Annotated in this window: 16 protein-coding genes; 6 read left to right on the top strand and 10 right to left on the bottom strand. The window is 63.5% G+C overall.

The features are described 5' to 3' along the window. Nucleotides 1-5: 5 nt before the first annotated feature. The 3 genes from CAF53_RS17795 to CAF53_RS17785 all read right to left on the bottom strand — a co-directional run bounded on the left by CAF53_RS17795 (nucleotide 6) and on the right by CAF53_RS17785 (nucleotide 4,339). On the bottom strand, nucleotides 6-884 hold the full coding sequence (locus CAF53_RS17795; RefSeq protein WP_046763884.1) for a DMT family transporter: 879 nt from the start codon (nucleotides 882-884) through the stop codon (nucleotides 6-8). A 166-nt stretch (nucleotides 885-1,050) separates the two neighbouring features. Then, the gene (locus tag CAF53_RS17790) at nucleotides 1,051-3,372 is read right to left on the bottom strand and encodes a TonB-dependent receptor (RefSeq protein ID WP_046763883.1); all 2,322 of its coding nucleotides are present in this window, start codon (nucleotides 3,370-3,372) and stop codon (nucleotides 1,051-1,053) included. 148 nt (nucleotides 3,373-3,520) lie between these two features. Continuing rightward, nucleotides 3,521-4,339: an SDR family NAD(P)-dependent oxidoreductase gene (locus tag CAF53_RS17785; protein ID WP_100239057.1), complete on the bottom strand. Its 819-nt coding sequence runs from the start codon at nucleotides 4,337-4,339 to the stop codon at nucleotides 3,521-3,523. 135 nt (nucleotides 4,340-4,474) lie between these two features. Between CAF53_RS17785 and CAF53_RS17780 the strand changes: the two genes are divergently transcribed. Beyond that, entirely contained in the window at nucleotides 4,475-5,461 is a 987-nt protein-coding gene (locus CAF53_RS17780) for a helix-turn-helix domain-containing protein (protein WP_100239056.1), read from the top strand. A 48-nt stretch (nucleotides 5,462-5,509) separates the two neighbouring features. On the opposite strand, the gene CAF53_RS17775 is transcribed toward CAF53_RS17780, so the two are convergent. The 3 genes from CAF53_RS17775 to CAF53_RS17765 are packed head-to-tail and all read right to left on the bottom strand — an operon-like array spanning nucleotide 5,510 to nucleotide 9,686. Beyond that, nucleotides 5,510-7,162, bottom strand: coding sequence for an FAD-binding protein (locus tag CAF53_RS17775; protein WP_100239055.1), 1,653 nt, complete (start codon nucleotides 7,160-7,162; stop codon nucleotides 5,510-5,512). Next, nucleotides 7,163-8,503, bottom strand: coding sequence for an SRPBCC family protein (locus tag CAF53_RS17770; RefSeq protein WP_100239054.1), 1,341 nt, complete (start codon nucleotides 8,501-8,503; stop codon nucleotides 7,163-7,165). Between the two features lie 28 nt (nucleotides 8,504-8,531). Continuing rightward, nucleotides 8,532-9,686, bottom strand: a complete 1,155-nt coding sequence (locus CAF53_RS17765) for an acyl-CoA dehydrogenase family protein (RefSeq protein ID WP_046764107.1) — start codon at nucleotides 9,684-9,686, stop codon at nucleotides 8,532-8,534. Nucleotides 9,687-9,916: 230 nt separating this feature from the next. Here CAF53_RS17765 and CAF53_RS17760 point away from each other — a divergent pair, with 230 nt between their 5' ends. From CAF53_RS17760 to CAF53_RS17740, 5 genes are all read left to right on the top strand, one after another. Then, the gene (locus CAF53_RS17760; protein ID WP_197707473.1) at nucleotides 9,917-12,028 is read left to right on the top strand and encodes a 3-hydroxyacyl-CoA dehydrogenase NAD-binding domain-containing protein; all 2,112 of its coding nucleotides are present in this window, start codon (nucleotides 9,917-9,919) and stop codon (nucleotides 12,026-12,028) included. 40 nt (nucleotides 12,029-12,068) lie between these two features. Next, nucleotides 12,069-12,902, top strand: a complete 834-nt coding sequence (locus CAF53_RS17755) for an enoyl-CoA hydratase-related protein (protein ID WP_046763878.1) — start codon at nucleotides 12,069-12,071, stop codon at nucleotides 12,900-12,902. A 5-nt stretch (nucleotides 12,903-12,907) separates the two neighbouring features. Then, nucleotides 12,908-13,867, top strand: a complete 960-nt coding sequence (locus CAF53_RS17750; RefSeq protein WP_100239543.1) for a 3-hydroxyacyl-CoA dehydrogenase NAD-binding domain-containing protein — start codon at nucleotides 12,908-12,910, stop codon at nucleotides 13,865-13,867. A gap of 114 nt (nucleotides 13,868-13,981) precedes the next feature. Beyond that, on the top strand, nucleotides 13,982-14,968 hold the full coding sequence (locus CAF53_RS17745; protein WP_046763877.1) for a phytanoyl-CoA dioxygenase family protein: 987 nt from the start codon (nucleotides 13,982-13,984) through the stop codon (nucleotides 14,966-14,968). A gap of 10 nt (nucleotides 14,969-14,978) precedes the next feature. Continuing rightward, nucleotides 14,979-15,425 (top strand): nuclear transport factor 2 family protein, encoded by a 447-nt coding sequence (locus tag CAF53_RS17740; protein ID WP_100239053.1) that lies wholly within the window; start codon nucleotides 14,979-14,981, stop codon nucleotides 15,423-15,425. A 37-nt stretch (nucleotides 15,426-15,462) separates the two neighbouring features. Here the strand turns inward: CAF53_RS17740 and CAF53_RS17735 are convergent, their stop codons facing one another. From CAF53_RS17735 to CAF53_RS17720, 4 genes are all read right to left on the bottom strand, one after another. Next, entirely contained in the window at nucleotides 15,463-16,596 is a 1,134-nt protein-coding gene (locus CAF53_RS17735; RefSeq protein ID WP_100239052.1) for an acyl-CoA dehydrogenase family protein, read from the bottom strand. A gap of 6 nt (nucleotides 16,597-16,602) precedes the next feature. Continuing rightward, nucleotides 16,603-17,790, bottom strand: a complete 1,188-nt coding sequence (locus tag CAF53_RS17730; protein ID WP_100239051.1) for an acyl-CoA dehydrogenase family protein — start codon at nucleotides 17,788-17,790, stop codon at nucleotides 16,603-16,605. 87 nt (nucleotides 17,791-17,877) lie between these two features. Further along, on the bottom strand, nucleotides 17,878-18,825 hold the full coding sequence (locus CAF53_RS17725; protein WP_100239542.1) for a 2-enoyl thioester reductase domain-containing protein: 948 nt from the start codon (nucleotides 18,823-18,825) through the stop codon (nucleotides 17,878-17,880). Nucleotides 18,826-18,844: 19 nt separating this feature from the next. Next, nucleotides 18,845-19,687: a helix-turn-helix domain-containing protein gene (locus CAF53_RS17720; protein WP_100239050.1), complete on the bottom strand. Its 843-nt coding sequence runs from the start codon at nucleotides 19,685-19,687 to the stop codon at nucleotides 18,845-18,847. Nucleotides 19,688-19,844: the final 157 nt, after the last annotated feature.

Below are 19,844 nucleotides of genomic sequence, written 5' to 3'. Positions count from 1 at the left end.
CAAGGTCAGACGCGCCGCCGTCCGTGCACGGTGATGTAGATGGCGGTGCCGATGATCAACGCCGATCCCACATAGGTGCCCGGCTGTGGCCATTCGCTGAACAGCATGTAGCCGAGCGCCGTGATGAACAGGATACGGACATAGTCGAGCGGCCCCATGAGGCTCGCCTCCCCTAACGTCATGCCCCGGATATAGCAGGCCTGTGTCGCGACACCGAGTATGCCCATGGCTGCGAGCAGCAGAGCATCCTCGGCGGTTGGCATGCGCCAGCTGCTCCAGGCCAACGGCGCGGTAAAGATCAGGCCCAGCAATGTCGACCAGGTAAGGAGTGCAAGATCGCTGTGATCGCGCGCCATCTGCTTGACGCTGATCACCGACCAGGAGACGAGCAGCGCGGCCAGCAGCCCCTGAGCCGCCGCCCATCCGATCAGCGAATGGGCCGAACCCGGAGCAATGATGATGAGTACGCCCGCAAAGCCGACCAGCGTGGCGAAGAGCCTTTGCCGATCCAGCCGCTCGCCCAGGAGCAGCGCGGCGAGGGGCACGAGGAACAGGGTGCGGGTGAAGGACAGGGCGTTCGCTTCCGCCAGTCCCAGAAGGTGGAAGCTGTTGAACGCGAGGATGATCGACAGGCTGGTCGCCGCGCAACGCAATATCATCAGCATTGGCCGGCGAAGCATGAAGGCGCTGCGCGGTTGCCGCAGGATGAAGGGCGCCAGCGCGATCAGGCCGACGCCCTGCCGCACGAAATTCTGCGTGGCCGCCGAATAGTCGTCACCCAGCAGCTTCACCAGCGCCATGGCGATGCTGTAGGCAAAGCCGGAGGCCAGCATCCACAGGGCACCGCGCCCATTGTCATGATGCCCTTGTTCGCGACCATCCATCCCGCCGCATTAACCGCACCGGCCCGCGCAGGATAGAGTGCAAAGCATCAATCGATCTGGTGATCGGTGGCGTGCAGGGGACGAGCGCGAAACCCGATAAAATGGCCGATTCCTCCCGCAATCTTACGGGCGCTGGATCGAAAATCCGGCGCCCGTAATGACCCGATTAGAATTTATAGGACAGTTCCATCCCGTAGGTGCGCGGTTCGCCATAGACCGAGGAAATGTAACCCGCCTCATTGTAGATGCCGATCACGCCCACCCGGTAATAGCTCTTCGTCAGATTGTTGACGAAGGCGGCGGCACCCAGACCCGTGCCGAAGATATTCTCCCAACCCGCGCGCAGGTTGACCAGTTCATAACCCGGCTCGGTCGCCAGCACGTCATTCTTGTCGAGATGCTGTTTCGTGCGATAGCTGATATTGGCGTTGAGGTTGATCGCGCCCGCATCGCCCGGCAGGGGGATTTCATAGCTGACATTGGCGCCCATCTGATGATGAGGCGATCCGACCAGCGCGAATTCGCCCGGTTGGCGGCCCTGGCTGATCTTCACGCCGACATAGGAATAGAAGGCGCTGATGTTGAGCGGACCCGCGATAAGACCCAGTTCCAGTTCGCCGCCATAATTCTTCTGCCGGGCGGTATTGTCGATGATCGTGTTGACATTGCCCGCACTGTCGATCGACGAGGTCTGCTTCTGGACGTTCTTATAGTCCTGATAGAAGATGGCGAGATTGCCGGTCAGCGTCGCTCCACCCAGCCCATGACGCGTCTTGAGCCCGGCTTCATATTCCTGCACTGTTTCAGGGTCGAAGGGTCGCAACTCTTCGGTCGACGCCGCGCGAAGCGAGAAGCCGCCCGACCGGAAACCGCGCCGGGTCGAGATATAGGTCGTCAGATTCGCGTTGGGTTCATATTGCAGCGTGACGTCCCAGGTGAAGGCATCCCATTTCTTGCTGTTGGTCTGGGGGCAGTCGGCCAGCGTCGCGGGGACGAAAGAGGTGGTGCCGGTGTCCACACGGAACAGGCATGTGCCCAGATTGGGATAATAAGCGAAGATTCGCGCATTACGCTTGTCGGTCGTGTAGCGGATGCCCGCCGAAACCTTGAACTGGTCGGTGAAGGCATAGGTGCCCGCCGCGAACAGCGCAAAAGTCTTCGCCTTGCCGCTGCCCGCATAGGCGTTGAGGAAAGTCGCGGCGGGCGTGTTGAGCGGCAATCCGGAGCCGGCGATCGCCAGTTCCGGGAACTGGCTCGACGTCGAACCGTCCTTGCCCTTCTCGACGAAATAATAAGCGCCCAGCACATAATCGAGCCGGTTCTCAATCGCCTTGCCCTGGATCTGGAATTCCTCGCTGAACTGTTCGATGCTGCGATAGCGATTGGAATTGATGAGATAGGCGGGCACGCCGTCCAGATCCATGACCTGGTCGAAATCCAGCTTGCGATAGCCGACGACATTCTTGAACGTGATATTGTCGAGGCTGTAGGTGGTGCGGTTCGTGACGCCGCGGTTCTTCAGCCGTTCATAGGGCTGGGTCTGATAGGCATCGAGAGTGCCGCCGGTTCCCGATCCCGACGCGAATCTATAATGCGGCCGTGCCTGCTGCGCCGCGAACTGGCCGATGACGTCCGATACCGGAATGCCGAAGCCGCGCAGCGTCGCATAGCCGGCGATGGCGGGCGCCGCGGGATTGGCGGCGGTGCCGACCAATGCCGTGCCATGTTCGTTCGTCTTGATGTAATCGATGATCGTATTGGATTCGAATTCGGGCGTCGGCGCAAAGCGGATCGAGGTACGGAAGGTCTTGTAATCCTGGTCGTCATAGTCGCGACCGGTCAGCACATCTCTGGTGAAGCCGTCACGCTTCCTGATCTTGCCCGCGAAACGCACGCCCAGTCCGTCAGTGAGGGGTATGTTCACCATGCCGTAAAGGTCACGCATGTCATAATTGCCGATCTGGCCGCGCAACTCGGCATGGAAATCGTCCACCGGCTTGTTGGGTTCGATCAGGACCGCGCCGCCGGTCATGTTGCGACCGAACAGCGTGCCCTGCACGCCCTTCAGGACCTGGGTCGATTGAAGGTCGTAGAGCGCATAGGCGAAGCCGACGCTGCGGGCCTGGACCACTTCAGCGAAATAGGTGCCGACCGGCGGATCGGTGAGCAACTGCGATTCCTGGGTGCGCTGACCGCGGATGGCGAAGCCCAGCTCGTTGCGGCTGGTACCCTGGTTGGTCAGGCTGAGCGAGGGCACGCGGCTTTGCAGCCCCAGCGCATCGCTGACGCCGCTCCGCGCGAGCGAGTCGCCGCTGACCGCGGTGATCGAAATGGGCACATCCTGCAACGCTTCCTCGCGCCGGCGGGCGGTCACGACGATGTCGGGCGCCTGGGCCATGCCCGATGCCTGAGGCGCGGCGTCCTGCGCTGCGGCGGCGGTGGCGAAGAGCGATGTGGCGGCAAGCAATGCGGACCGGAACATGGTCATCCTTCCTCTCCTGATCGTCCGGCACTGTCGCCGGTCTGGCCGCTGTTGCGGCTCTGTGAAGGATCATGTCGAAAGGATATTTTTACTCAATCTTCCCGAACGCGCAGGCCAGATTGATCGCAGTCGTGATATTTGCAGGGCTGTCCCATCAGCTTTCCGCGATGAAGGCATGACCGGCAAGCGGCCCGATCCCCACCACGCCGCCATCGACAGCCAGTTCGACGCCATTGACGAAGCGCGCCTCATCGCTCGCCAGGAACAGCACCGCCTGCGCCACGTCCCAGGCATCGCCCTCGATGCCGAGGGGGCTCACCTTCCGGCGCGTCTCACGCATTTCTTCGGACATGTAGCGCGCCGCGTGAGGCGTCATGACATGGCCGGGCGCCACCGTGTTGACGCGGATCCCCTGGCGGCCGTGGAGCACGCCGATCTCGCGCGACAGTTGCGCCATCGCCGCCTTGGACGGTCCGTAGGCGATGGCGCCCATGGCCCTGATACCGGCCAGCGAGGAGATATTGATGATCGCTCCGCCGCCGTTACGGGCCATATGCGGAATGGCCGACTGGCTCATCAGCATCACGCTGGTGAGATTGGTCGTCAGGGTCCGGTTCCACTGGTCGAGCGTCATGGTTTCGAGCGTGGCCGGTCCCGATATTCCCACATTGTTGACCAATATGTCGAGCCTGCCAAATGCCGCCATGGCTGCGTCGACCAGCTTGCCGCAGACAGCCGGGTCGCCCACGTCGCCCCCGGCCGCAACCGCGCGCCCGCCATTGGTTTCGATCCGTTCGGCCGTCGCTTGCGCGCGGGCGAGGTCGAGATCGGCGCAGACAAGCTGCGCGCCTTCCGCTGCCATCAGCAGCGCGATGGAACGGCCGATGCCAATATCATCCCCTTCCGCGCCAGCGCCCGTGACGATTGCCACTTTCCCAGCAAGGCGGTCATAATGGCGTATCGGTTCGGGCATGCAGGCTCTTTCCTTGTCGACGATGCCGATGGAGCAGAAGGGCATGTCCGTCCAGCGCGCAACCCTGCTGTTCGCGCAGCAAGGGGAAGATTGACAGGGAGTATTTGCGCATATACCGGTTGTTTTCTCTCACCCATGGCCTTCGACTTCGCCCTTGTCGCGCTGCCCGGCGCCTATTCCAGCAGCGTCGGCGCGCTGATGGACAGCTTCCTGATCGCGCGCGATCGGGTGGAGCATGTTTTCGCGGGCGAGGAAGAGATGCGCATGGAGACCCAGCTTCATATCCTGTCCGCCGATGGCGAGCCGGTCGTGCTGGGCGACGGACGGTCCTTTCCGGTCGACGGCTCCGCGAACGGAGAGGAACCGATGGCCTTCATCTGGCTGCCGGCTTTCCGCGCGGGAGGGCGCGAACCGTTGGAGCGCCGCCTGGCGGAGGCCGGACCGCTGATCGACTGGCTTCGTCGACAATCGGAAATGGGCGCGGTGATCGGCGCGAGCGGAGCGGCGTCAACGCTGCTGATGGCGGGCGGCTTCACATCCGATCTCGCGGTTCCGGTGGCGCGGGCGATGCAACCGCTGACACGCACGCTGTTCCCCCGCCAGCCGTTCGAGGAACGGTTCGGACTGGTCGATCACGGTCATTTGCTGATCGGCAACGGCATGGGCAATGATCTGCAATTGATCATCCGGGTACTGGAGCGGATGATCTCCCCCGATATCGCGCGCTGGCTCTCCTCGATCGTCGGGCAGGACTATGAGGAGAAGGAACTGCTCGCACCCGATCCCATGGTCGCCAGGGCGCAGCTATGGATCGAGCAGCGTTTCACCGGGCCGATCAACATGGCAGAATTGGCGAAGCATCTGTCGACGAGCCCGGCGACGCTCAACCGACGCTTTCACAAGGCGCTCGGTCTTGCGCCCAAGGCCTATGTCGGGCAACTCCGCTTTCAGGCGGCGGTGCGCATGCTCGACAAATCGACGCGCTCGGTGGACCGGATCGCGCAACTGGTCGGCTATTCGGACAGCCGGTTGTTCCGGGCGATGTTTCGTCAGCATGCCGGCATGACGGCCAGCGAATGGCGGACGAGGCCGCGGCCGAAGGCCAAGACCGGCGGCACCTGAACCCCACGGACGACCAGCCCCCCCAATGGGGAGAGGCTGGTTTCCTGATCAGCTATTGCTGCCCACGGCATGGTGGGCGGCGATCCATCCGAAGATGAAGGACGCGCCGATGCTGGCGCCCGCCGCCGGGTAGCAGCGGCCCATCACCGATGCGGTGGAGTTGCCGGTGGCGTAGAGCCCCGCGATCACCGACCCGTCGGCGCGCAGGACACGGGCATCCTCGTCGGTGACGATGCCGCCCGACGTGCCGACGTCGCCTGGCACGATCTCCATCACATAGAAAGGCGGCTTGTCTATCTTGCCGAGGTTGGGGTTGGGCTTGACCGTCGGATCGCCGAAACAATTGTCATAGCCGCGCCCGCCCCGGTTGAAGTCCAGATCCTTGCCGGTTTCGCAATATCCGTTGAACTTCTCGATCTCGGCCTTCAGTCCCTCGGCGTCGATGCCGGTGATCCGCGCGAGTTCCTCGATCGAATCCGCCTTCTTCATCATCCCGCTGTCCAGCCAGGACTGCGGCGTCTTGCCCGGCGGATAATAGCCCCAGGCGTAACGCTTGCGATGACGGCTATCGAGGATGACATAGGCAGGCACGTCATTGCGGTACAGACGCTGGCCATTTTCCATGTAGGAGCCGCTTTCATTGAGGATGCGACGTCCCTGACGATTGACGATGATGCAATGCGGCTTGGAAATATCCGTATTATGCATGTTCGCCGGTCCGCCTTCGGGCACCACCGTTCCGGGAACCCACCAGGCCTGGTCCATCAGGTCCAGCGCGGCGCCATGCTTCTCGGCAATCTGGATCATCTCGCCCGTGTCGCCGGGATTGGCGTTGGTCCATTCGACGGAACTGGGCTGCGGGCCGTACCGCTTGCGCATCTCCGCATTGCGGGAAAATCCGCCCGCATTGATCAGCACGCCGTCCCGCGCGCCGATGCGCAGGGTCTGGCCGCCATGGTTCGCGACGACGCCGACGATGCGGCCATCCTCCTCGATCAGTTCGGTGACGCCATGGTCGGTGCGCATGTCGACCCCGGCCTTGTCCGCCAGCATCAGCAGCCGCCCCTGCAACGCGCCGCCGAAACTCAGGATCGGCTTGCCGCGCTTTTCCACCACGCGCATGCGCCACAACAACTTCAACCCCTCCCACATGCCGCGCGGGGTGCGGGTGGCCAGGCCAATGATGCCCGCCTTGTCGGTCGGCAGCGGCATCACCATCGGGCCAAGGCGCAATTTGTCGAACAACGGCCCCATCTCGCGCGCGTCCAGCATCGGCGCGCCGATCGACCGGCTGCGCGTCACGCCGCCGGGCCGGTCGTCATAATAATCCGACCAGCCTTCGGTGTGCAGCCATTTCATGCCCTGCTCTTCCAGCCATTTCAACATGACCGGGCCGTTGCGCAGATAGGCCTCCTTGCGCTCCGGCGTGGCGCCCGACCCGCCGTCGTGACCGACGGTCGCGTCCATGTAGGTGCGCGCCTTATCATGGCTGTCCTCAATGCCCTTGGCCTTCAGCAGATGGTTGTTGGGCACCCACAGCACGCCGCCCGACATGGCGGTCGATCCGCCCAGCTTGTCGGTCTTTTCCAGGATCACCGGCGTCTTGCCGATGGATTTCAGGTACAGGCCCGCCGCCATCGCCCCGCCGCCCGATCCGATGATGACAAAGTCGGCAACCTCGTCGAACTTCGCCTCGACCATTCAGTCCACCTTCCCCACATATTGATGATAGACGCGGTGGAAATTGCTGATCTCCACCTCCTGCACCGGGTTGGTCCGGGCGACCTTGAAGGCCTGCGACTTCATGCCCTTCTGCACCTCTTCCATATTCTGGAAGTCCTGGTCCAGGATGAGGCCCCAGTTGAGGTCGCGCCACTTGCCGTTGCTGCCGTCACCGCCATCCTCCACCTCGACCTTCGGCTCCGTGCCGGGCGCGTAGCGTTCCAGCACATTGACCTCGAAGATGCACTTGTCGGGATCGTCGCCATAGGGACGCGCGCGATAGAAGAGCACGTTGGTCGCCTGTTGCAGGAAGACGAGGTTGGGGAAGATGTTCCAGTCCGTTCCCGCCTTCATCAGCTGCTCGCCCGTGACCGCCGGGAAGGGACGACCGCTCTTCGCCGATTCCTCCGCATGGAACTGGGCAAAGGCGCCATACATGGTGAAGGGGTCGACCCCTTCGGGCAATTCCATCAGCCGCCTGCCCGCCGCCAGCATCTCCTGCGTGGTGGTCGCCTGCAACGTGTCCCAGATTTCCTTGTTGAATTCGTAGAAACCCTTGCGGATGTCACCGCTCTGGTCGCTGATGCGCGGGCTGGGCAGGCCGAACAGCGCGGTCGGCGCATAGCCGAACATCGCATGTTTCCCATAGGCCTTCGAATAGGTGTAGTCGTCCTGGTAGGCGAGCAGCTGGCGGTGCGTCGTCTGCACATGATAGCCTTCCATGAAGGCTTCCTGCGCCGTCTTCCAGTTGCAGGGCATGACGATGCGCTTGCGCCAGGCATAGCGCATATGCTCGATCTCGAACGGGTCGAGGATCGTCTTGGCTTCGCCCAGGAAATCCTCCAGGCTTTCACTGTCCGGGTCCATGTTGATGAAGACCCAGCCGCCCCACTGGCCGACCTTCACCCTTTGCAGGGTGACATCCTCGTCCGGCAGGGCATTGCCCCAGTCGTGCCGGTCGACGATCTCCGTCGGCTTGCCGTCCAGGCTCCACTGCCAGCCATGATATTTGCAGTGGAACTTGCCCATCCGCCCGCAGCCTTCGGTCAGCCGCCTGCCCCGGTGAGGGCAGACGTTGAAATAGGCCGCGATCGACCCGTCCTTCTGACGGACGACCGAAATGGATTCATCGGCAATGTCATAGGTATAGAAATCGCCAGCGTTCGGAATCTCCTCTGCCCGGCAGGCGACCTGCCACACTTTGGGCCAGAGCCGTTCCTTCTCGATCCTCGCATAATCGCGCGAGATATAGGCATCGACCGGGATGCGATCCGCCGTCACCGCGGCTGCCTGCCCCGAAACGCTGGCCATGTCGTTCATTGTCCGATCCTCTCCTTGGCGTGCCGCTTCAGCTTTTCGCCGGTCCCTGGGGGAAACGCATGTCGAAAACGCCCTCTGCAATGCGGTTGAGCAACACTTCGATCGCGCCGCCCGCAATCATCCATCCGCGCGTGCGACGCAGGCAATATTCGACCAGGCTGTCCTGGCTGTATCCTGCGCCGCCCATGATCTGGATCGCCTCATTCGCACATTCAAAACCGGCGCGGTTGCACGCGACCTTGGCGATCGCGGTTTCCTCCGGCGAAGGCAAGCCCGCGTCCGCGTTGGTGGCGGCACGATAGAGCAGCAGCTGCGCGGCATCCAGCTTCAGCTTCATTTCCGCGAACTTCCACTGCAGCCCCTGGAACTCGCACAGCGCCTTGCCGAACTGGCGCCGCGTCTTGGCATGTTCGACCGCCGCGTTGAAGGCATAGCGGCCCAGCGCCAGGCTGCGCGCCGTGTTACCGATGCGCTCCACGTTGAAGCCCGCCATCTGCTTCTTGAAGCCGCCCGGACCCAGCAGCACCTTGTCCTTGGGTACATAGACATTGTCGAAGAAGAGCGGGTTCCATTCCTCGCCTGACAGGAAACGGATCGGCTTGCCGAAGGTGAAGCCTTCCTGGCCGCGCTCGATCAGCACCGATCCGATATTGCCGGTGCCCGGACCATAGCGGACATAGACCAGGAACACGGTGGCATGGGTGCCGTGGGTGGTGAAGATCTTCTGCCCGGTGATGCGATAGCCGTCGCCATCCTCGACCGCCGTGGTGGTCAGCTCGGTCACGGCCGAACCCGCGTTCGGCTCCGTCATCGCGACGGAAATCAGGCCGTCGCCGCGCAGCAGCGGCGCCAGATATTGTTCCTTCTGCGCGTCGGTCGCGAACTGGGCGAAGGTGCGGATGGCGCCGAAATTGCCCGCCTGCACCACGTCCGCGGAGCGGGGGCACACCGACGCGATGGTCTCGATCGCGATGACCGCGTCCATCAGGCTGCCGCCCAGGCCGCCCTTGTCTTCCGGCACGGTGATCCCGATCAGGCCCTGTTCGGCCATCATCCGGGCCACTTCCCACGGATAATCGTCGCTATGCGCCCGCTCCAGCGCGCCAGCGGCCAGGTGGCGCTGCGCGAAAGCGGCTACCGCGTCGCGGAACATGGTCTGCTCTTCATTCAAGTCGAACTGCATCCGATCGCTTCCCATAGGGCGGCTCATATGCCGCGGATAAACTGCTATCATCGACCTAATCGGGGATTATCGCGATGCGAAGATTGCCGAGGCGATCCTTCACATTCGCGATACCTCGCTCGCGCCCACCCCCTCAACTTGACAGTTGCGGCCAGCGGATAGCTTGTGGCGGCAGGTTTCAGACCCATTTCAAGCCAGACCCATTCGAGACAGGGCCCCACGATTCAGCCATGATCCAGATCAACGAAAAGATATCCACCCGCATTGAAGGCGATATCGGCTTCATCATCAGCGACAATCCCCCCGTTAACGCACTGGGAACGGCCGTGCGTCAGGGGCTGGTCGGCGCTCTGGAAGAACTGAATGCCGATCCCGCCGTAAAGGTGATCGTGCTTTCCTGCGTGGGACGCACCTTCTTCGCTGGCGCGGATATCACCGAATTCGGCAAGCCACGTCAATCGCCCACTCTGCAGGAAGTCATTGCCGCCATGGAAAGCTCGGCCAAACCGGTCGTCGCCGCGATTCACGGCACTGCGCTAGGCGGCGGGTTCGAGACTGCGCTGGGCTGCGCCTTCCGAGTCGCCATCCCTTCCGCCAAGGTCGGCCTGCCCGAAATCAATCTCGGCATCTTTGCCGGCGGCGGCGGCACACAGCGCCTGCCGCGCTTGATTGGCCCGGAAAAGGCACTCGAACATGTCCTGTCCGGCAAGCCCGTCGGCGCGCAGCAAGCGCTGGAACTCGGCATTCTCGATGCGGTGGAGGAAGGCGATCCGGCCGCGATCGGCGCCGCCTTCGCCCGCCGGGTGATCGACGAGAACATCCCCGCCGTGCCAGTGCGCGACCGCGAAGAGAAGCTGGCCGCGACCCGCGCCGATCCCTCCGCCTTCGACGCGCTCGCGAAGAAGCTGACGGCGCGCAGCAAGGGGCAGCTTGCGCCGCAGGCGAACATCGATTCGATCCGCCGTTCCTTCACCATGGATCTCGACGCGGCGCTGGAAATCGACGCCGTCGCCATCCGGGAACTGATGGCGGGCAGCCAGTCGCGCGCGCTGCGCCACCTCTTCTTCGCAGAACGCGAAGCCGCCCGCATTCCCGGCCTGCCGGAAACCGCCAAGGCGCGGCCGGTCAGGAAAGCGGCAATCATCGGCGCGGGCACCATGGGCGGCGGCATCGCCATGTGTTTTGCCGGGGCGGGCGTGCCCGTCACCGTGATCGACACCACGCAGGAGGCGCTGGATCGCGGGCTGGAACGGGTGAAGGGGAACTACGCCACCTCGGTCAAGCGGGGTTCCATTACCCAGGCGCAGATGGACCAACGCCTGTCGCTGATCGGCGGCGCGACGGATCGCGCGGCGGCGGCTGACGCCGATATCGTGATCGAGGCCGTGTTCGAGGACATGGACGTCAAGAAGGAGATTTTCGCCGATCTCGAAAAGCGGGTGAAACCGGGCACCATCCTCGCGTCCAACACCTCCGCGCTGGACGTGGACGACATCGCGTCGGTGCTAGAGCGGCCGCAGGATTTCGTCGGCATGCACTTCTTCTCGCCCGCCAACGTCATGAAGCTGCTGGAAGTCGTGGTCGCCAAACACAGCAGCCCCGACGCCATCCTGACCGCGATGGCGGTGGGCAAGACCATCGGCAAGGTGCCGGTCTGGTCGGGCAATTGCGACGGCTTCATCGGCAACCGCATGGTCGCCAAGCGGTCCGCACAGGCCGAACGGCTGTTGCAGCAGGGTGCCTTCCCGCAGCAGGTGGATGCCGCGCTCACCAATCTGGGCTTCCCGATGGGGCCGCTGACCACCAACGACATGTCGGGCCTCGACATCGGCTATTCGATCCGCAAGCGGCGCGGCACCCCCTTCCCTATCGCCGATGCCATCGTGGAAAGCGGGCGGCTGGGGCAGAAGACCGGCGCGGGCTATTATCGCTACGAACCGGGCGATCGCACCCCTTATCCCAATCCGGAAACGGAAGCGCTGATCGTCGCGACGTCGCAGAAGCTGGGCATCACCCGCCGCGAAATTGCCGAAGAGGAGATGGTGCAACGGCTGCTCTTCCCCCTCATCAACGAAGGCGCGCGGATTCTGGAGGAAGGCATCGCGCTGCGCGCGTCCGACGTCGATCTGGTGTGGATCAACGGCTATGGCTGGCCCCGGCATCTGGGCGGGCCCATGTTCTATGCGGACGAAACAGGCCTGCCGACGATCGTCGCCAAGCTGCGCGAGATGGCGGCGGAAACGCCGGGCGACCCGTCGCTGCAACCCGCCGCGCTTCTGGTAGAACTGGCGGAGAAGGATCAAAGTTTCGCCGACTGGCAGAAAGGCCGCGCCGCGGCCTGAACGAGACAGAGAATATCACAGGGATTTTCCGGAGACGATTATGAGCGACAACGAGTTTCAGCGCGACATCGACTATAGCGAGTTCGATTTCTTCAAGGTCGAAATCGCAGAGGATGGCGTTACCACCGTCACGATGAACGACCCCGACAAGCTGAATGCGGTGGGGCCGCACAATCACTGGCAGCTGGAGGACATCTGGTTGAAGCTGGCGCGCGACGAACGGATCAAGGTCATCGTGCTGACCGGCGCGGGCAAGGCCTTCTCCGCCGGCGGCGACATCAAGTTGATGGCGGAGCGTGCCCAGACCGAATATGGCCTGAAATACGCGCTGCGCGTGCCCATCAACACGCTGCGCATCTGGGACCAGATATTGATGACGCCCCAGCCGATCATCGCGGCGGTCAATGGCGACGCCATCGGCCTCGGCACGTCGCTGTTCGCCTTCTGCGACATGAGCATCGTCGCGGAGGACGCGAAGCTGGGCGACACCCATGTGCGCGTCGGGCTGGTGACCGGCGACGGCGGCTCGGTCATGTGGCCGCTGCTGGTCGGCCCTCAGAAGGCCAAGGAATATCTGATGCGCGGCAAGCTGCTGAACGGCAAGAAGGCCGAGGAGATCGGCCTCGTCAACTATGCCTTCCCGCGCGAGCAGGTGCTGGAGGAAGCGCTGAAGATCGCGCGCGAGATCGCCGGTCAGCCGATGTGGGCGGTCCGCTGGTCGAAGGCGGCGGTCAACAAGTGCATCCGCGATCAGGTGAACCTGACCGGCGAACTGTCCATCGCCTATGAAGCGATGACGATGCTGACGCAGGATTACAAGGCGGCGACCACCGCCTTTGCCAACAAGGAAAAGCCGGTCTTCAAGGGATATTGATCGCCATGGCCGCCTATCGCGACGCGGACAGCATAAGCACCGTCGCCGCGATCGGCGGCGGGGTGATCGGCAATGGCTGGGTCGCTGCCTTTCTGGGCAGCGGCCGGGCCGTGCGTCTTTACGATCCCATGCCCGGCGCGGGCGAGCGTACCCGCATCCATGTGTCGGGCGCCTGGGACCAGATGGTGGAACTCGGGTTGGCGAAGGCCGACGATGAGTGGTCTGCGCGCTTTTCGGTCCACGACACAGTGGCCGACGCGCTTGCGGGCGCGGATTTCGTGCAGGAAAGCACGCCCGAGCGTACCGATCTCAAGCAGGCATTGTTTGCCGATCTCGACCGGCTGACACCCGCCGATGTGCTTGTTGCCAGCAGTACGTCCAGCCTGCCCATCACCGATTTGCAGGCCGGGCTGGCAACCGCGCATCGCTTCGTGCTGGGCCACCCGTTCAATCCGGTGCACCTGATCCCGCTGGTGGAGGTCGGCGGCGGCGAACAGACCGCCGGGCAGGCGATCGACACCGCTTTCGCGCTCTATGCCGCGATGGGCAAACAGCCGATCCGGCTGGAGCGCGAGATATTCGGCCATATCGGCAACCGGCTGACCGCCGCCATGTTCCGGGAGGCGGTGCGGCTGGTGGCGGAAGGCTATGCCAGCGTCGGTGACATCGACAAGGCGATGAAGCACAGCTTCGCGCTCAAATGGGCGATCCAGGGCCAGTTCACCACCTTCCACACGTCCGGCGGGGTGGGTGGCCTCGCCGAATTCCTGCCCAAATTCGGGCCGGGCATCATCAAGCGGTGGGAAACCATGGCCGATCCGCCGCTGGCCGACCCCGCCCTTCAGGCAATGCTGGTCGAACAGATGGAGCAGGCGGCCGCCGGGCGGAGCGTCGCGGAAATCGCCGCCTGGCAGGATGAGAAGCTGATGCAGATGTTGAAGCTCCTGACGACGAAAAATGAGTGATAGCAGCCGAAAGTCGACGAAAACCATCCCACCCCCGCATGCCCTGCCGTGATAATATGGTCCCGTCCCGGCGCCTCCGGAGGTTGGCCGGCCTGAGTGGAGAGGAAGAAAGAGATGACCGTCGATGTGATCAATCGCCCCGAAGCCGAGGACCTGCACGTGCAGGATGTCGTGGCGGCGGGCGAACTGGAAAGCTGCAACCATCTGTTGGACGATCCCGAAGCGCTCAACCGCTTCTACGAGGATAAGGGCTATATCCTGCTGCGCGGCGTGTTCGATCGGGACAGCGTCGCGCGCGCGCGGGACGAAATGCTCGCGGTCGCGGCGAAGATGGGCCTGGTCGAGCCGGGCGACCCGACGGGCAAGTGGACGGGCAAGCCCTCCGTCGGGGGTATGGAGGAAAGCGATCTTTATGCCGGAATCGCCAAGCGGCTGATCGAGGACCCGGCCAATCAGGCGGTGATGGAAAAGGTACTGGGCGAACCGGCCTGCTCCGTACCGATCGTGCAATATCGCACCTATCCGCCGCACAGCAAGCTGGGCACCGTGCATCAGGACGGCTTCTACAGCCCCGGCATTCAGGATTATCGCCCGGTCTGGGTGTCGCTGACCCCCTGCACCCGCGACATGGGCGGGCTCGCGCTGGCGGTGGGCCAGAATAAGCGCGGCTATTTCCACAATGTCGGAAAGCCCAATCCCTTCCCCATCCCGCGCGACGCGATCCCTGCGGAAAGCTGGGCGACGACCGACTATATGCCGGGGGACGTGCTGGTCGTGCATCCGTGCACGCCGCATTGCGGCCTTGCCAACAGCAGCGACCGACTGCGCGTTTCCTTCGACTCGCGGGTACAGTCCGCCGCCAATCCGAGCGCCGTCGCGGCCACGGTAAAGTCCTTCACGCCCACGACCGTCACCGTGGACGCGGATCGGGTCGGGGAGATCACGCTGAATATCGACAAGGACAGCTATTTGCGGCCGATCGATCCGGGCGTGCGCGAGAGCTTCGACGACTTCGTCAATTATATGAAGCCCGGCATGCGACTGGTCGTGGTGCGGGACGGCGAGCGTGCCGTCATGCTGCGCAAGGCGGCGGAAGGATAAGGGCAAGGCGATGAACGATGCCGTGAAGCTGTTGACGCGCATGTTCGGCTTCACGGAAGGGGGGCGGCAACATCCCGACGTCTTTCCCGTCGGCGATGAAAACCGGTCGTCCCCTTCCGAATATTTCCATCCCGATGTCGTGCACAGCCTGTTCGGTCCCAGCGGCACGAAGGAAACTCTGGTCGGTCGCGACGCCTTCCTCGCCTTCGCGACCGGCTGCGCACAGGCCCTGGCGGAAAGGCACGACGAGATCATCGCCATCACGGGCATCGACCGGGAATGCGCCTTCGTCCACGCCCGCGCCTATCGCAAAAGCGCGTCGAACGGCGAGGACATCCATTATGAATGGGCCATGCTCTACCGCGTGGAGCAGGGCCTGATCACCTATGGCGCCGACATGCTCGACGCCGCAGCGCAGACCTTCTGGGCACGGGTCGGGACCGTTCCCGCCGGATAAGAAATGGGGCCGGCGGTTCAAACCATCGCCCCCCCCGTCAGGCAGCGACGGGGTAGACGCCCCGCTTTTCCACCAGTCGCGCCAGATGCCAGTCGCGATCGCCCAGCAACGCGTCGATCGCGGTCAGCCGCTTGAAGGCGTGGCCAACCTTATATTCCGCGGTGATGCCGATGGCGCCGTGCATCTGCACCGCTTCCTGGCCGATGATGCGGCCGGACTTGCCGATCTGTGCCTTCGCAGCGGAGATATTGCGGCTCCGCTGATCGGCATCGATATCGAGAGACAGCGCGGCGAGGATCGACATGCTGCGCGACAGTTCAAGCTGCATCAGCATTTCGACGGCGCGATGCTGGAGCGCCTGGAAACTGCCGATGGCAATGCCGAACTGCTGGCGGGTCTTGAGATAGTCGACGGTGACATCGAAAGTCTCCACCATCGCGCCAACCGATTCCGCCACGAGAGCGGCGGTCGCCTCCTCAAACACGCGGGACAATATGTCCTCCCCCTGCCCCGGCGATCCTATCAACGCCTCCTTCGCGACATTGACGCCTGCAAAAGCGACGGTGGCCACCGGCACGCCGTCATAGCCGCGCTTGCCCTCGACGGTCACGCCCTGCGCCGCCGCGTCCACGAGGAAAAGGGAAAGTCCCGCTTCCGTCATCGCGCTGACGACGAACGTATCGGCGCTCTGCCCGTGGATCACAGCGATCTTGCGGCCATCGAGCGTCCACCCGTCGTCCGTCGACGACGCGGTCGCACGCGCCATCAACGTGTGGCGCGGCAAACCCGCCTCGCTATGGGCCAACGCAAGAATATGCTCGCCCGCCACGATGCCGGGAACGATGTCGGCACGCTGCTCGGCAGACGCACCATGACGCAGCACGCCGCCCGCCAGCACCACGGTCGCGAAATAGGGTTCGACCATCAGGCCGCGCCCCAGCGCCTCCATGACGATCATCATCTCCACGCCGCCACCGCCAAAGCCGCCATCCTCTTCCGCGAAGGGCAAGGCGAGCAGGCCCATCTCCGCAAGCCCCGCATAGGCCTCCCTGCTCCAGCCCTCAGGCGTCTTGAGCGCATGTTCGCGCTTCTGGAAGTCGTAGGTTTCCGCCACGAACCGCGTGACGGTTTCCTGCAGCATCTTCTGTTCGTCGTTCAGGTCGAAATCCATGGCGCGTCAAAGTCCCAGCATGGTCTTGGCGATGATGTTCTTCTGGACCTCGTTGGATCCGCCGAAGATCGACACCTTGCGCATTGTGAAATAGAAAGGAGCGGCGGCGTTGACCCAACCATCGTCCGGATCGTTCGGCGCGTGATCATGGTCGGGCATGGCAAGCCCGGCCGGCCCCGCAAGTTCGGTCACGAGTTCGGTCATCCGCTGCTGCATCTCGGTGCCCTTGACCTTCAGGATGGACGCGGCCGCATTGGCCCCGCCGCCATGGGCATCGGCCGCGACGACGCGCAACTGGGTCAGTTCCAGCGCCCGCAATTCCACCTCCACCTCGGCCAGCTTGTGGGCAAGGCGGCGCTGTTCTTCTCCGGTCAGGGTGCCGTCCGCGGCAAGGCGGGTTTCCAGCGCGCGAAGCTGCGACAGCCGTTCCTTCGACAGGCCGATGCGGGCAATGCCGCTACGTTCGCTGCCCAGCAGATGCTTGGCAACGTCCCAGCCCCGGCCTTCCTCGCCGATGATATTTTCCACCGGCACGCGCACATCGTCGAAAAACACCTCATTGGCGTCATGCTCGCCATCGATCGTCTCGATCGGACGCACGGTGATGCCCGGCGTCTTCATGTCGAGCAGCAGGAAGGTGATGCCCTGCTGCTTCTTACCGCTGCTGTCGGTCCTGAACAGGCCGAACATCCAGTCGGCATGCTGCGCCTGCGTCGTCCAGATCTTCTGGCCGTTCAGCACATAATGATCGCCGTCCCGCACCGCCGTGGTCTTCAGGCTCGCAAGGTCGGAACCCGCGCCCGGCTCCGAAAAGCCCTGGCACCACCAGATGTCGATATTCGCGGTTGCGGCGAGGAAGCGTTCCTGCTGCGCCGGGGTGCCGAATTTGCACAGCACCGGACCGATCATGTTGACGTTGAACGGCGATCCTTCAGGCGCATGGGCCAGCGCCATTTCCTCCTGAAAGATATAGCGCTGCGCCGGGGTCCAGGCCTGGCCGCCATATTCGACCGGCCAATGGGTGACGGCCCAGCCCCGCGCGTTGAGGATGCGTTGCCATCGCACCGTATCCTCCTTGGTCAGATGATCGCGGTTGATCATCTTGCGTCGCAGATCGTCGGGAAGGGCATCCTTGAGGAAGCTGCGCACCTCATCGCGGAAGGCCGTTTCCTCAGGCGTAAAGTCCAGTTTCATCGCGCTGTTCCCATATAAGAACCCCTTCCCCAGCAGGCATCGGCCTTCCAAGTCAACCGCGCGGCCAAGGCCTTCACATGCCCGATATCATTGCGTCAGATCGAACAGCACGCGTCCGTCTCCACCAGTGCGGCCAAGCGCGATTCCCTCCTCCGCACGGGAGAGCGGGACGATCGCCCGCACCGGCAGGGACGGCGGATCGGCGGCATGGAGCGCGACCAGTTCCCCAAACAGAGCGTCCACCCCATCGGCACCCAGCGCCGCTTCCGCAGGACGAAGGCTGAAACCCGAGATCGAAAGGCCCCCGCCCGTCAGCAATTGCGAACGGACCTGGATCGGTTCGCCAGAGAGATGACCGAACAGCAGCAAACGCCCGGCCGGCTCCAGGCATCTTGCAAGCCGGCCCGTTGCCGTGCCCGCCACGCAATCGAGCGCCGCGCGGATCGGTCGGCCGCCGGAAGCGATCCGTGCCCGCTCCGCCAGATCGTCGCCGTCCAGCAGTGCGTGGGGTATCGCGGGATGCACCGTTCGCACGACATCGATGACCTTCACGTCCATGCGCGCTGCAAAGGTGCGGACCCAGTGCGCAACGACCGATCCCGCGCCATTCTGGACCAGCGCATCGCCTGGACGCAGGCCGGCGCTGCGCAGGAGGAGATAGGCGGTCGGAGGATTGATCCGCAGCATCGCCGCCTGAACGGGATCGAACCCGGCGGGCAGCGCTATCAGATGGCGGCGCGGCAGCAGGCGTCTGGCACACCAGTTGCCTCGGCTGAGCGGCATCACCAGATCGCCCGGCCGCAGGTCGATGACGGCGTCGCCCACCGCCTCCACCATTCCTGCGCCCTCGGCGCCCAAGGGCTGGTCAGCGGGCAGATCGAAGGAATATCGGCCTTCGATCGCCAGAAGATCGGCCGGGTTGACGGGCGCATAGACCATGCGCACCAGCACTTCGTCGCCCCTGGGCGAGGACGGCAGCGGCGCTTCCGTCAACCGGACATGCCCCTCCCCGCCGGGCAGGAGCGCGAGGTCCACGCCGGCCCCTGCCCCGATGTCAGGCGAAATGCCGACGATAGCTGGCAATCTTGATCGTCTCGGGCATTTTCACGACATTGCTGTTGTCCTGCTCCACACCCTCTTCTTCCTGATGCAGTGCGGCAATGCTGGACTTGCGGCTGAGCAGCAGGTCCAGAATTTCCTGCCCGCGTTCGGCGATCACCGAGGGCTGGGCGATGACGCTGACGGTCAACCGGTCCATATTCCGGCCGAAGGGCAGCAACACGGCAACGCAGCCTACCCCGTCGGGATTCTGATCAATGGACCAGCCCTTCTCGCGCAGCACGGCGAATTCGGAGAGCAGTTCAGCCACGCGGACGTGCCGCGACAAGTCGGTCTCTTCCGCATTCAGGCGATGGACCGCGGAACGAATGCCCTCATTTCGATAGCTCGAAAGCAGCAGGCGACCCTGGGTACTGTGCAGGATGGACAGTTGATCGCCCGCATGCGCGTCCAGCGCATGCTCATTATTGCCATGGATGACGTGCAGATGCTGCAACACATAATTGGAACTGGTCGACAACAGCACCGTTTCGCCGGTCATCTTGGCGATCTCGTCGATCGCGGACAGCACCGGTCCGCCCCGGAACAGCGAGGGCTTCACCCAGGCGCCGAGCAGGGCGACGCGCGCGGTCGGGCTGTAGGTCCGGCGGACGCGATTATAATGGAGATAGCCCAGCCGCGTCAGGCAGCGGAGCAGTTCGGAAGTGCTGGATTGCGGATAGTTCAGCGTGCGCGACATTTCCATGACGGTGGCAACGCGGCGATCCTGATCGAAATATTCCAGGATCTCCAGCACTCGATGCGCGGATTTGATGGTCCGGGATGCGCTGGTGGCCATTGGGTTTACCTCTCCTCCTGCGAATGCATGAAATCGCATCCGCTGCACGAATTTTCGTACCGCATCACAAATATAATGTCCAACGATTTTTCGAATTGTGTTCGAAATTCCGAACGGCTATGCCACGCGCATCGAAAAGAATAAAAGGCGGACAGGG

Origin of the sequence: Sphingobium sp. LB126 (assembly GCF_002795205.1) — a bacterium.
Taxonomy (GTDB): Bacteria; Pseudomonadota; Alphaproteobacteria; order Sphingomonadales; family Sphingomonadaceae; genus Sphingobium; species Sphingobium chungbukense.
This window is presented reverse-complemented; position numbering and strand designations above follow the sequence as displayed.

Coding starts and splice junctions, on each gene's coding strand:
- CAF53_RS17795 (WP_046763884.1), bottom strand. CDS start 884: ATGGATGGTCGCGAACAAGGGCATCATGACAATGGGCGCGGTGCCCTG.
- CAF53_RS17790 (WP_046763883.1), bottom strand. CDS start 3,372: ATGACCATGTTCCGGTCCGCATTGCTTGCCGCCACATCGCTCTTCGCC.
- CAF53_RS17785 (WP_100239057.1), bottom strand. CDS start 4,339: ATGCCCGAACCGATACGCCATTATGACCGCCTTGCTGGGAAAGTGGCA.
- CAF53_RS17780 (WP_100239056.1), top strand. CDS start 4,475: ATGGCCTTCGACTTCGCCCTTGTCGCGCTGCCCGGCGCCTATTCCAGC.
- CAF53_RS17775 (WP_100239055.1), bottom strand. CDS start 7,162: ATGGTCGAGGCGAAGTTCGACGAGGTTGCCGACTTTGTCATCATCGGA.
- CAF53_RS17770 (WP_100239054.1), bottom strand. CDS start 8,503: ATGAACGACATGGCCAGCGTTTCGGGGCAGGCAGCCGCGGTGACGGCG.
- CAF53_RS17765 (WP_046764107.1), bottom strand. CDS start 9,686: ATGCAGTTCGACTTGAATGAAGAGCAGACCATGTTCCGCGACGCGGTA.
- CAF53_RS17760 (WP_197707473.1), top strand. CDS start 9,917: ATGATCCAGATCAACGAAAAGATATCCACCCGCATTGAAGGCGATATC.
- CAF53_RS17755 (WP_046763878.1), top strand. CDS start 12,069: ATGAGCGACAACGAGTTTCAGCGCGACATCGACTATAGCGAGTTCGAT.
- CAF53_RS17750 (WP_100239543.1), top strand. CDS start 12,908: ATGGCCGCCTATCGCGACGCGGACAGCATAAGCACCGTCGCCGCGATC.
- CAF53_RS17745 (WP_046763877.1), top strand. CDS start 13,982: ATGACCGTCGATGTGATCAATCGCCCCGAAGCCGAGGACCTGCACGTG.
- CAF53_RS17740 (WP_100239053.1), top strand. CDS start 14,979: ATGAACGATGCCGTGAAGCTGTTGACGCGCATGTTCGGCTTCACGGAA.
- CAF53_RS17735 (WP_100239052.1), bottom strand. CDS start 16,596: ATGGATTTCGACCTGAACGACGAACAGAAGATGCTGCAGGAAACCGTC.
- CAF53_RS17730 (WP_100239051.1), bottom strand. CDS start 17,790: ATGAAACTGGACTTTACGCCTGAGGAAACGGCCTTCCGCGATGAGGTG.
- CAF53_RS17720 (WP_100239050.1), bottom strand. CDS start 19,687: ATGGCCACCAGCGCATCCCGGACCATCAAATCCGCGCATCGAGTGCTG.